Below are 10,863 nucleotides of genomic sequence, written 5' to 3'. Positions count from 1 at the left end.
CATGATGGACGGCGATATCCGTACAAATATCTATGATGATGGATCATCTGACGCTGCGACCGACGAGCAGCAGATCAGGAACTTCAACATCAACTTCGGTCCGCAACACCCAGCGGCCCACGGCGTCCTGCGTCTGGTGCTGGAGCTTGACGGCGAGATCGTAGAGCGGTGCGACCCGCACATCGGCCTGCTGCACCGTGGCACCGAAAAGCTGATGGAAAGCCGTACGTACCTGCAAAACCTGCCTTATCTGGACCGTCTTGATTATGTGGCTCCGATGAATCAGGAACATGCGTGGTGTCTGGCGATTGAACGGCTGACAGGGACCGAAGTGCCGCGTCGCGCGTCGCTTATCCGTGTCCTTTATTCCGAGATTGGCCGCATCCTGTCGCATCTGCTGAATGTCACCACGCAGGCGATGGATGTGGGCGCGCTGACCCCGCCGCTTTGGGGCTTTGAAGAGCGTGAAAAGCTGATGATCTTCTACGAACGCGCCTGCGGTGCGCGCCTGCACGCGGCCTACTTTCGCCCCGGTGGTGTGCATCAGGACCTGCCGGATCAACTGGTCGAGGACATCGACGCGTGGGCCGTGGAATTCCCCAAAGTGCTGGACGACATCGACGGGTTGCTGACCGAAAACCGGATTTTCAAGCAACGTAACGCCGATATCGGCGTCGTGACCGAGGAAGACATTCAGGAGTGGGGCTTTTCAGGTGTCATGGTCCGGGGTTCGGGCCTGGCATGGGATCTGCGCCGTGCGCAGCCTTATGAATGCTATGACGAGTTTGAATTCCAGGTGCCCGTCGGCAAGAACGGCGACTGCTATGACCGCTACCTCTGCCGCATGGAAGAAATGCGCCAGTCTACCCACATCATCCGGCAGGCCTGCGAAAAGCTGCGCCATGAAAAGGGTGATGTGATGGCCCGCGGCAAGATGACCCCGCCGACCCGCGGTGAGATGAAGACCTCGATGGAGGCGCTGATCCACCACTTCAAGCTTTACACAGAAGGGTTCCACGTCCCCGCAGGCGAGGTTTACGCCGCGGTCGAAGCGCCCAAGGGTGAATTCGGCGTCTATCTGGTGGCCGACGGCACCAACCAGCCGTATCGCGTCAAACTGCGTGCGCCGGGATATCTTCACTTGCAGGCGATGGACTATATTTGCAGGGGCCACCAACTGGCCGATGTCAGCGCGATTATCGGGACGATGGATGTCGTCTTCGGCGAAATCGACAGATGACATTGGGTGATCTTCTCCTCGGGCTGTTGGTGGCCCTTGGGTTCTTCGTCTCTGCGATTGTATCTCGGATGTTTCGGGGCCGTGCGGCGGGCATCTTTATCGGTGGCGTCACTGGTCTGGCGGTGTCCGTGTTTATCCTTGTCTATGGTTTGACCGATGTTTTTGCCGTTGCGCCGCCCGCAGCCGAAAATTGATACAGGAGCTTTGAAATGATCCGCTACCTTACCCTTGCGTCATGTCTGGCTTTGTCCGCCTGTGCGGTGCCGATCATCGTGCCATTGCCTGCGCCGACGCCTGATCCCGAACCGATCCAGGCACCGCAATCCGCCAAGGAACGCTTTGTCACAAGTGTCGCCGCCAATGGCTGCGCGCTGACCAGCGCCAACACCGACCTTGTGATGGCCGACGCCGTGCTGTCACGCGAAGATCTGGCGCGTGTGATGACGGAGCTGCGCGCCGAAGGGCGTGGCGAGATCGAAGGGCAGGCCTTTCGCGTGACAAGCGGCACCTGTGCCTGATCACAAATCCCTTGCCCGGCGTTGCCGGTGTGTTAGGGGATAAACCGAAATTTAGGTGAAACCCGTTTCACCGCAACGAAGTGACCGGAAAGATCTGATGTTACGCCGCCTTTACCACGACCAGCCCGAAACATTCGCCTTCACGCCCGATAACCTCAAATGGGCCGAGGCGCAGATGAAGAAGTTTCCCGAAGGGCGGCAGGCCTCTGCGATCATTCCGATTCTGTGGCGGGCACAGGAACAGGAAGGCTGGCTGTCGCGCCCCGCAATCGAACATGTCGCGGCGATGTTGGATCTGGCCTTTATCCGTGCGCTGGAAGTGGCATCGTTCTATTTCATGTTTCAACTGCAACCGGTTGGCTCTGTTGCGCATATTCAGGTCTGCGGTACGTTGTCGTGCATGATTTGCGGCGCAGAAGACCTGATCGGCGTTTGCAAGGACAAGATCGCCGATCAGGCTCATGCGCTGTCTGCGGATGGCAAGTTTTCGTGGGAAGAGGTCGAGTGTCTGGGCTCTTGCGCCATCGGAGCGTTGGCCCAGATCGGCAAGGATTACTACGAAGACCTGACCGTCGAACGTCTGGCCGAGATCATCGATGAACTGGCCGCAGGTCGCGTGCCAACGCCGGGACCGCAGAACGGTCGTTTTGCCGCCGAACCTTTGGAGGGCCTGACCAGCCTGAAAGAATATGACAGCGGCAAGATGAAACATAACGCCAGTGTGCAACTGGCGACGGATATCGGCGATACGATCAAGCGGATCGACGGGACCGAAGTGCCTTTGCTGACACCTTGGATCAAGGATGGCCAGCAGGCCGAACCGAACGGCAAAAAGAAGGCAGAGCCAAAGCCGGCCGCCGACAAGCCGGTTGACCTCACGGGCGTGACCAAGCAAGAGGCTGTCGCCAAGTCAAAAGCCAAGCCGAAAGGCAAATCCAACCCTGATCCAGTCATCGAAAGCCAGCCTGAAACGCTTGCCGGACCCCGCGAGGGTGGGGCCGATGATCTGAAAAAGATCAGCGGTGTCGGGCCAAAGCTCGAAGGCGTTTTGAACGAGTTGGGATTTTGGCACTACGACCAGATCGCCAAGTGGACCGCGGAAGAGATTGCATGGGTGGATAGCCGCCTGAAATTCAAGGGCCGCATCGCGCGTGACAACTGGATGGCCCAAGCGGCTGATCTTGCCAAAGACAGATAAGCGCCGCTTGATTGTGCGCTTTGCCTAAGGTCGTGGGGGCTGTCGGTCTTGAACGCAGTATTTCTTTACCCCAAGGCAAGGTTTCGGGTAGATGTGGGACACTACGTCTGCTTGTGTCGATGTGACGCAAGTGAGTGACGCGATGTCTTCATGACTGCAATAGCGGTCAACCGAGGGAGAAAATACATGTTCAAGAATACTGGACCTGCAACGATCAGCGAGGGGATCATTGCCGTTGCCGCATTATTTGCCGTCGTCGCAACCGGAGTTGCATTCGTTATTTACGATCTTTCCCTGTTCGCATCTGCCAGCACCGGCGGTGTTGTTGGCGTTCTTTCGGCAATCGTGCTGGCGCTTGGCTGGCGCGACCCTGCACCCGGTCCGAACAAGAGTGAAGCACCGGTCGCTAAGGCCGCGCCAAAACCGGCATCTGCTGCGGGGGCACAGGCGCCTGCGGACGATGGTCGCCCTGAATTCCTGAGTGCCGCGCGCGAAGGCGGCCCCGATGATCTCAAGCAGATCAAGGGTGTCGGACCCAAACTGGAAAAAACGCTGCACGATATGGGTATCTTCCACTTTGACCAGATCGCCGGATGGGGCCCGAAAGAACAGGCTTGGATGGACGACAATCTTGAAGGCTTCAAAGGCCGTGTGACCCGCGATAACTGGTTGGGACAGGCCAAGACGCTCGCGGCTGGCGGTGAAACCGAATTTTCCAAGAAGGTCGACAAGGGCGATGTTTACTAAGGCCTTGCAAAACTGATGACCCAACATGGAGACAGCAATCAGGCCAGGGCAGGACAACGCGTCGCGTTGATCGTGGCGGCGACAGGTGTTTTGTGGGTCTTTGCAAATCTCGCTGGGGCGGAATATGGCTGGCCCAACCGCATACGCGCACTTTTTGACCTTGCAGCGCTCGCCGGTTTCGGGTTTGCCCTGTGGCAGACCTACCAACTCTGGCGCGCGCGCCAAAACGACAGGGGTGATGACTGATGATGAATAACATGGGTTTGCCGGGACTTTTGATGCTGATCGTATATGCGGTGGTCGTCGTTGTTCCTTTCTATCAATTGTGGAAACGTACCGGACACAATGGCTGGCTGGCTTTGCTGATGCTCGTGCCTTTGGTCAACCTGATCATGCTGTACGTTCTTGCATTCAAACAGTGGCCGATCGAAAGCCAGTCATAAGACATTTGGAGTTAGGTATTTATCATGCTCAAAGATGAGAACCGGATTTTCACGAACCTTTACGGGATGCATGACCGCACGCTGAAAGGCGCGCAGGCGCGGGGCCACTGGGATGGCACCGCCGACATCATCAAGAAGGGCCGTGACTGGATCATCAATGAAATGAAAACCTCCGGCCTGCGTGGCCGTGGTGGTGCGGGTTTCCCGACAGGCCTGAAGTGGTCGTTCATGCCCAAGGAAAGCGACGGGCGCCCCGCCTATCTGGTGGTGAATGCCGACGAATCCGAGCCTGGCACATGCAAGGACCGCGAAATCATGCGCCACGATCCGCATACGCTGATCGAAGGCTGCCTGATCGCGAGCTTCGCGATGAATGCGAACGCCTGCTACATCTACATTCGCGGCGAATACATCCGCGAAAAAGAAGCTCTGCAGGCCGCGATCGACGAATGTTACGAAGCGGGGCTTGTTGGCCCGAACGCCGCCAAATCCGGCTGGCCGTTCGATATTTACCTGACCCACGGGGCAGGGGCCTATATCTGCGGCGAGGAAACCGCGCTGCTTGAAAGCCTTGAAGGTAAAAAGGGTATGCCGCGGATGAAGCCGCCATTTCCTGCGGGCGCGGGTCTTTACGGTTGCCCGACCACAGTGAACAACGTGGAATCAATTGCCGTTGTGCCGACGATCCTGCGCCGTGGTGGCGGCTGGTTTGCCGGCATGGGCCGCCCGAACAATGCAGGCACCAAGCTGTTCGCGATCTCCGGTCATGTAAACAACCCTTGTGTCGTCGAAGAGGAAATGTCGATTCCCTTTGAAGAGCTGATCGAAAAGCACTGCGGCGGAATTCGCGGCGGCTGGGAAAACCTCAAGGCGGTGATCCCCGGCGGATCGTCCGTGCCCTGTGTGCGCGGTGAAAACATGCGCGATGCGGTGATGGATTTCGACGCACTGAAGGAAAAGGGCTCGTCCCTGGGCACTGCTGCGGTCATCGTAATGGATAACTCCACCGATATGATCAAGGCGATCTGGCGTTTGTCGAAGTTCTACAAACACGAAAGCTGCGGCCAGTGTACACCGTGCCGCGAAGGGACGGGCTGGATGATGCGCGTGATGGCGCGTCTGGTCGAAGGCAATGCCAGCGTCGAGGAAATCGACATGCTGCTTGATGTGACAAAACAGGTCGAAGGACATACCATTTGTGCGCTGGGTGATGCGGCCGCATGGCCGATCCAAGGCCTGATCAAGAACTTCCGGGACGAGATCGAGGACCGGATCAAAAACAAACGCATGGCAGGGATGGCAGCAGAATGATGACACGTGGATTGATGCTTGGCGCGGCTTTGACATTGGCCGCTTGTGCAGGAACCGGCGCGCGGTCTTTCAATGACCCTGTGGTGCAAAAGCTGTATAACCTGTCAACGCCGGAGTATTACGCAAGTCTCACGCTCGCCAACCGGATCGCGCAGAATTGTGCACGCTATACCTATGACGCCGCACTTGATTCCTCTTTGAACGAGGCGCGCAACGAAGTCGGGCGCGGGTCGCTTTCGGCAAACAGTCAGCGTGCAGGGATCGAGCTGGAAACAGACGTGAGCCGGCGCAGCTTTGAAGTGAAGCACGGCGTTGACGTGACAACTGACGACCTTTGTGCCGCAGGCGATGCCGAGATACTGGAAGGCTCTGCGCTGAGTGCGCTCTTGATACCGGTCTGAAGCAAAACCAGCGTCTCGGGCAAGTTGAGGACAAGGCCGCGGCATTTGGCGCGGCTTTTGTCGTTTGCGTCACTGGCGGATAGGCCGCGCCGCCAAATCAGTGCCCTGATATTGCATAACGCAGGCCAAAGCATGATCTGGCAATCAGCACAAGCGGCGCACGAGCAGCCCTACAGGAGATCTCGCATGAAAAGACTGGCACTGCTGGCGGCGATGGCCTTGGCCACCGTTTTTCCCGCCGGACATCTTGTGGCGCAGACGGCGTTGAAGAATGTCGCCGAAATACGTGACGGGATCATCTATGTTGGCATGGCCTATGAGATTTCGGACAAATGCGATAGCATCAGCGCCCGCCTTTTCCGCGGTCTGACCTATCTGCACTCCCTGCGCAGCCGCGCGCGCGCACTGGGCTATTCGGAGGCCGAGATTGACGCCTATATCAATGATGAAGCCGAAAAAGACCGGCTGGAGGCCATCGCACGCGCGCAATTGGTCCGCCTTGGCGTCGTGCCTGAGCAGGAAGAGAGCTATTGCACCGTTGGCCGCGCCCAAATTGCTGCAAATACACGCGTTGGCTGGCTCTTGCGGTAACGGGCTGGCGCATGGCGGAAAATTGACCGTTTTTTGTCGATCTGACTGGCATCATGGGGCCTGTCACGTTAGAACGCGAGGCAACGCGGGTGACCCGAAGCGGTCTGGTACGCGATAGGGAACACATAGGACACGCCATGTCTGATCTGCGCAAAGTTGTCATTGATGGAAACGAGGTTGAAGTCGACGGGGCGATGACCCTGATTCAGGCCTGTGAAGAAGCCGGGATCGAAATCCCCCGTTTCTGCTATCACGAACGGCTTTCGATTGCGGGCAACTGCCGTATGTGTCTGGTTGAAGTTGTCGGTGGCCCGCCCAAACCTGCGGCATCCTGCGCGATGCAGGTCAAGGATTTGCGCCCCGGACCAGAGGGCCAACCGCCTGTCGTGAAAACCAACTCGCCCATGGTGAAAAAAGCCCGTGAAGGCGTGATGGAGTTTCTGCTGATCAACCACCCGCTGGATTGCCCGATCTGCGATCAGGGTGGCGAATGTGATCTGCAGGATCAGGCGATGGCATATGGCGTTGATTTCAGCCGCTACCGCGAACCCAAGCGCGCGACTGAAGATCTTGATCTTGGCCCGCTGGTCGAAACCCATATGACGCGCTGCATTTCCTGCACCCGTTGCGTGCGTTTCACGACAGAGGTCGCAGGCATCGATCAGATGGGCCAGACAGGTCGTGGCGAAGATGCAGAAATCACCAGCTATCTTGGCGAAACGCTCGATTCGAACCTGCAGGGTAATATCATTGATCTTTGCCCCGTCGGTGCGCTGGTGTCCAAGCCTTACGCCTTTACCGCCCGCCCTTGGGAGCTGACCAAGACCGAATCCATTGATGTGATGGACGCACTCGGTTCTAACATCCGCGTGGATACCAAGGGCCGCGAAGTCATGCGCTTTCTGCCGCGCAACCATGATGGCGTGAACGAGGAATGGATTTCCGATAAGACCCGCTTTGTCTGGGACGGTTTGCGCAAGCAGCGTCTGGACACGCCCTATATCCGTGAAAACGGCAAGCTGCGCAAAGCCAATTGGCCCGAGGCGCTCTCTGCTGCTGCAGCCGCGATGAAGGGCAGGAAAGTCGCCGGTCTTGTCGGCGATCTTGCTCCGGTCGAGGCCGCATTCGCGCTCAAGCAGTTGATCGAAGGGCAGGGTGGCAGCGTGGAGTGTCGCACAGACGGCGCGAAGTTGCCGATGGGGAACCGTTCGGCCTATGTCGGCACGGCGACCATCGAAGATATCGACGATGCACAGTACATCATGATGATCGGCACCAATCCGCGCGAGGAAGCGCCGGTGCTGAATGCACGCATCCGCAAGGCGTGGTCGCGTGGTGCCAATGTTGCACTGATCGGCGAAAATGTGGATCTGACCTATGACTACGAACATATGGGCAAAGACCGGAAGGCGCTTGAAGATCTGACCAACCACACGTTCGATGCGGTCAAGGACGTGCCTTCGCTTGTGATTGTCGGGCAAGGCGCATTGCAAGAGGCGGATGGCGAAGCGGTTCTCGCCGCGGCCATGGACGTTGTGAAAAAAACCGGTGGCAAGCTGCTGATCCTGCACACCGCCGCCAGCCGTGCAGGTGCGATGGATGTGGGTGCTGCCACCGAAGGCGGGCTTGCCGCCGCGATCGACGGGGCAGAGGTGATCTACAACCTTGGTGCAGACGAAGTTGAAGTACAGCCCGGCGCCTTTGTGATCTATCAGGGATCACACGGCGATCGGGGTGCGCATCGCGCTGATATCATCCTGCCGTCCGCGGCCTACACCGAAGAAAACGGCGTCTTTGTAAACACCGAAGGCCGTCCGCAACTGGCCCTTCGCGCCAGCTTCCCTCCGGGTGAAGCCAAGGAAAACTGGGCGATCCTGCGGGCGCTGTCGGCAGAGTTGGACGCGACATTGCCATACGACAGCATGGCGCAACTGCGTCAGGCGCTGGTTGCGGCACACCCGCATCTTGGCGATATCGACGAGGTGGCCGAGAATGACTGGCAGCCGATCCCGCCCAAAAAACTTGGCAAAGCGGATTTCCGCAATGCCGTCACCGATTTCTACCTCACGAACCCGATTGCACGCGCCTCAAGCCTGATGGCCGAACTCAGCGCGAATGCGAAGGCACGTAAATCCGCGCCACTGGCTGCGGAATAAGGACGACGATAATGGTTGATTTCTTCACCAACACCAACCTTGGCATCGTTCTGGTGATCCTGTTCCAGTGTTTGCTGCTGTTGGTGCCTTTGCTGGTCGCACTTGCCTTTCTGATGTACGCCGACCGCAAGGTCTGGGCCGCTGTGCAAATGCGCAGGGGGCCGAATATTGTGGGGCCGTTCGGCCTGCTGCAATCCTTTGCGGATTTCCTGAAATACATCGTCAAGGAAATCGTCGTGCCTGCGGGGGCGGATAAGGTCGTTTTCTTCCTTGCCCCGTTGCTTGCCTTTGTTCTGGCAGTGATTTCATGGGCGGTCATTCCATTCAACGATGGTTGGGTGCTGGCCGATATCAACGTTGCAGTCCTCTATATTTTCGCGATCGGCTCGCTCGAGGTGTATGGCGTGATCATGGGAGGCTGGGCGTCCAATTCCAAATATCCCTTCCTTGGCTCGCTGCGGTCTGCCGCGCAGATGATCTCTTACGAGGTCTCTATCGGCCTGATCATTGTCGGTGTGATCATTTCGACGGGTTCTCTGAACTTTGGCGACATCGTCGCGGCGCAAGACGGCAATGCAGGCTTGTTTAACTGGTTCTGGGTTGCGCATTTCCCGATGCTGTTCCTGTTCTTTATCAGCGCCTTGGCTGAAACAAACCGCCCGCCTTTTGATTTGCCCGAAGCGGAATCGGAACTGGTGGCGGGCTATCAGGTAGAATACTCCTCGACCCCGTTCCTGCTGTTCATGATCGGCGAACTTTTGACGGTCGTGCTGATGTGCGCGCTGATCTCTTTGCTGTTCTTCGGCGGCTGGCTGTCACCGATCCCGGGTCTGCCGGACGGCATTGTGTGGATGGTGCTGAAGATGGCGCTCGTCTTTTTCATGTTCTCCATGGTCAAGGCGATCACCCCGCGTTACCGCTATGACCAGTTGATGCGGATCGGCTGGAAAGTGTTCCTGCCAATGTCGCTTGCTTGGGTGGTACTGGTATCGTTTCTGGCAAAATATGAAGTTCTGGGGGGCTTTTGGGCCCGCTGGACAATGGGAGGCTAATCAATGACCCAAATGGATTACACCCGCGCGGCCAAGTACTTTCTGCTGCAGGACTTCTGGAAAGGCTTTAGCCTTGGCATGAAATACTTTCTTGCGCCCAAGGCCACGCTGAACTACCCGCATGAAAAGGGGCCGCTGAGTGCTCGTTTTCGTGGTGAGCACGCCTTGCGCCGGTATCCCAACGGCGAAGAACGCTGCATCGCCTGTAAACTCTGCGAGGCCGTCTGCCCCGCCCAAGCCATTACCATCGATGCCGAACCGCGCGATGACGGCAGCCGCCGCACGACACGCTATGACATCGACATGACGAAATGCATCTACTGCGGTTTCTGCCAAGAAGCCTGCCCCGTCGATGCCATCGTCGAAGGTCCGAATTTCGAGTTCAGCACCGAAACCCGCGAAGAGCTGTATTACGACAAGGAAAAACTGCTCGAAAACGGGGATCGCTGGGAAGCCGAGATCGCGCGCAACCTCGAACTGGATGCGCCGTACCGATGAGCGGTCAAAACCCCTTTGAAGCCATGATGAAGATGAGCCGGGAGTGGGCCACGTCGATGAATGTCGACATGGATGCCATTGCGCCCAAAGGCTTTGAAAACCTCTGGCCCACCATGTCTGCCGAGGCGATGGAGATGTTCTTTGGCAAGGGCAGCAATCCAGAGGGGCTGGACGCGAAAACCCGCCTGATGCTGACGCTCGCCGGTTTGACGGTACTGGGCGCGCAGGCTGAATCGCAAATCCGTCTGACTGTCCGCCATTTGGTTGAAGCAGGGGCCAGCAAACAGGAAATCGCCGAAGTGATCGCCCAAATGGGCATGTTCGCAGGCGTTCCGGCCATGTCCAAGGCGATGGAACTGGCCACCGAAGTTTTAGATAAGGACGAAAGCGCATGACCGTCTTCGCGTTCACTTTTTACCTTTTCGCCGTGACGACCGTGACGGGTGGCCTGATGACGGTCGTCAGCCGCAATCCGGTACACTCGGTCCTTTGGCTGATCCTTGCCTTCCTCTCCTCCGCCGGTCTTTTCGTGACCTTGGGGGCCGAATTCGTAGCGATGTTGCTGATTATCGTCTATGTGGGCGCGGTTGCGGTGCTGTTTCTTTTCGTTGTGATGATGCTTGACGTGGATTTCGCGGAACTGAAGGCGGAAATGACGAAATATCTGCCGTTGGCGCTGCTGATTGGCGTCGTGATCATGATGCAACT

At 57.6% G+C, this 10,863-nt stretch carries 15 protein-coding genes; all 15 read left to right on the top strand.

The window, feature by feature from the left end:
• The first annotated feature begins 1 nt into the window (after position 1).
• Positions 2-1,240, top strand: coding sequence for an NADH-quinone oxidoreductase subunit D (locus R6T97_RS16565; protein WP_410350384.1), 1,239 nt, complete (start codon positions 2-4; stop codon positions 1,238-1,240).
• On the top strand, positions 1,237-1,434 hold the full coding sequence (locus R6T97_RS16560; RefSeq protein WP_410350383.1) for a hypothetical protein: 198 nt from the start codon (positions 1,237-1,239) through the stop codon (positions 1,432-1,434). Before R6T97_RS16565 ends, R6T97_RS16560 begins: the two co-directional genes overlap by 4 nt.
• 15 nt (positions 1,435-1,449) lie before the next feature.
• A complete protein-coding gene (locus R6T97_RS16555) occupies positions 1,450-1,758 on the top strand; it encodes a hypothetical protein (protein WP_410350382.1) in 309 nt (102 codons plus the stop codon).
• 97 nt (positions 1,759-1,855) lie between these two features.
• Entirely contained in the window at positions 1,856-2,956 is a 1,101-nt protein-coding gene (locus tag R6T97_RS16550) for an NADH-quinone oxidoreductase subunit E (protein ID WP_410350381.1), read from the top strand.
• Positions 2,957-3,142: 186 nt separating this feature from the next.
• Entirely contained in the window at positions 3,143-3,703 is a 561-nt protein-coding gene (locus tag R6T97_RS16545; RefSeq protein WP_410350380.1) for an NADH:ubiquinone oxidoreductase, read from the top strand.
• Between the two features lie 15 nt (positions 3,704-3,718).
• Complete coding sequence (locus tag R6T97_RS16540) at positions 3,719-3,949, top strand: DUF5337 domain-containing protein (protein WP_410350379.1); 231 nt, start codon at positions 3,719-3,721, stop codon at positions 3,947-3,949.
• A complete protein-coding gene (locus R6T97_RS16535) occupies positions 3,949-4,146 on the top strand; it encodes a hypothetical protein (RefSeq protein ID WP_410350378.1) in 198 nt (65 codons plus the stop codon). Before R6T97_RS16540 ends, R6T97_RS16535 begins: the two co-directional genes overlap by 1 nt.
• Positions 4,147-4,170: 24 nt before the next feature.
• On the top strand, positions 4,171-5,457 hold the full coding sequence (gene nuoF / locus R6T97_RS16530) for an NADH-quinone oxidoreductase subunit NuoF (RefSeq protein WP_410350377.1): 1,287 nt from the start codon (positions 4,171-4,173) through the stop codon (positions 5,455-5,457).
• Positions 5,454-5,858: a hypothetical protein gene (locus tag R6T97_RS16525; protein WP_410350376.1), complete on the top strand. Its 405-nt coding sequence runs from the start codon at positions 5,454-5,456 to the stop codon at positions 5,856-5,858. Before nuoF ends, R6T97_RS16525 begins: the two co-directional genes overlap by 4 nt.
• 186 nt (positions 5,859-6,044) lie before the next feature.
• Positions 6,045-6,449: a DUF5333 domain-containing protein gene (locus tag R6T97_RS16520; RefSeq protein WP_410350375.1), complete on the top strand. Its 405-nt coding sequence runs from the start codon at positions 6,045-6,047 to the stop codon at positions 6,447-6,449.
• A gap of 137 nt (positions 6,450-6,586) precedes the next feature.
• Positions 6,587-8,605: an NADH-quinone oxidoreductase subunit NuoG gene (nuoG, locus tag R6T97_RS16515; RefSeq protein ID WP_410350374.1), complete on the top strand. Its 2,019-nt coding sequence runs from the start codon at positions 6,587-6,589 to the stop codon at positions 8,603-8,605.
• An 11-nt stretch (positions 8,606-8,616) separates the two neighbouring features.
• Positions 8,617-9,657: an NADH-quinone oxidoreductase subunit NuoH gene (gene nuoH, locus R6T97_RS16510; protein ID WP_410350373.1), complete on the top strand. Its 1,041-nt coding sequence runs from the start codon at positions 8,617-8,619 to the stop codon at positions 9,655-9,657.
• A gap of 3 nt (positions 9,658-9,660) precedes the next feature.
• Positions 9,661-10,155 carry an NADH-quinone oxidoreductase subunit NuoI gene (gene nuoI / locus R6T97_RS16505; RefSeq protein ID WP_410350372.1) on the top strand — a complete coding sequence of 165 codons (495 nt, stop codon included), beginning with the start codon at positions 9,661-9,663 and terminating at the stop codon, positions 10,153-10,155.
• Positions 10,152-10,550 carry a carboxymuconolactone decarboxylase family protein gene (locus R6T97_RS16500; RefSeq protein ID WP_410350371.1) on the top strand — a complete coding sequence of 133 codons (399 nt, stop codon included), beginning with the start codon at positions 10,152-10,154 and terminating at the stop codon, positions 10,548-10,550. The genes nuoI and R6T97_RS16500 overlap by 4 nt, the downstream gene beginning before the upstream one ends.
• Positions 10,547-10,863, top strand: a 317-nt coding sequence (locus R6T97_RS16495) for an NADH-quinone oxidoreductase subunit J (RefSeq protein WP_410350370.1), incomplete at its 3' end; no start/stop codon positions are given. The genes R6T97_RS16500 and R6T97_RS16495, both read left to right, overlap by 4 nt.

Origin of the sequence: Yoonia sp. (genome assembly GCF_046498525.1) — a bacterium.
Classification (GTDB): domain Bacteria; phylum Pseudomonadota; class Alphaproteobacteria; order Rhodobacterales; family Rhodobacteraceae; genus Yoonia.
The sequence above is the reverse complement of the archived record's forward strand: the minus strand, read 5'-3'. Positions and strand labels throughout refer to the sequence as shown.

What these genes read in the sequence shown, in the direction of transcription:
- R6T97_RS16565 (WP_410350384.1), top strand. Translation starts at nt 2, where the DNA reads ATGATGGACGGCGATATCCGTACAAATATCTATGATGATGGATCATCT.
- R6T97_RS16560 (WP_410350383.1), top strand. Translation starts at nt 1,237, where the DNA reads ATGACATTGGGTGATCTTCTCCTCGGGCTGTTGGTGGCCCTTGGGTTC.
- R6T97_RS16555 (WP_410350382.1), top strand. Translation starts at nt 1,450, where the DNA reads ATGATCCGCTACCTTACCCTTGCGTCATGTCTGGCTTTGTCCGCCTGT.
- R6T97_RS16550 (WP_410350381.1), top strand. Translation starts at nt 1,856, where the DNA reads ATGTTACGCCGCCTTTACCACGACCAGCCCGAAACATTCGCCTTCACG.
- R6T97_RS16545 (WP_410350380.1), top strand. Translation starts at nt 3,143, where the DNA reads ATGTTCAAGAATACTGGACCTGCAACGATCAGCGAGGGGATCATTGCC.
- R6T97_RS16540 (WP_410350379.1), top strand. Translation starts at nt 3,719, where the DNA reads ATGACCCAACATGGAGACAGCAATCAGGCCAGGGCAGGACAACGCGTC.
- R6T97_RS16535 (WP_410350378.1), top strand. Translation starts at nt 3,949, where the DNA reads ATGATGAATAACATGGGTTTGCCGGGACTTTTGATGCTGATCGTATAT.
- nuoF (WP_410350377.1), top strand. Translation starts at nt 4,171, where the DNA reads ATGCTCAAAGATGAGAACCGGATTTTCACGAACCTTTACGGGATGCAT.
- R6T97_RS16525 (WP_410350376.1), top strand. Translation starts at nt 5,454, where the DNA reads ATGATGACACGTGGATTGATGCTTGGCGCGGCTTTGACATTGGCCGCT.
- R6T97_RS16520 (WP_410350375.1), top strand. Translation starts at nt 6,045, where the DNA reads ATGAAAAGACTGGCACTGCTGGCGGCGATGGCCTTGGCCACCGTTTTT.
- nuoG (WP_410350374.1), top strand. Translation starts at nt 6,587, where the DNA reads ATGTCTGATCTGCGCAAAGTTGTCATTGATGGAAACGAGGTTGAAGTC.
- nuoH (WP_410350373.1), top strand. Translation starts at nt 8,617, where the DNA reads ATGGTTGATTTCTTCACCAACACCAACCTTGGCATCGTTCTGGTGATC.
- nuoI (WP_410350372.1), top strand. Translation starts at nt 9,661, where the DNA reads ATGACCCAAATGGATTACACCCGCGCGGCCAAGTACTTTCTGCTGCAG.
- R6T97_RS16500 (WP_410350371.1), top strand. Translation starts at nt 10,152, where the DNA reads ATGAGCGGTCAAAACCCCTTTGAAGCCATGATGAAGATGAGCCGGGAG.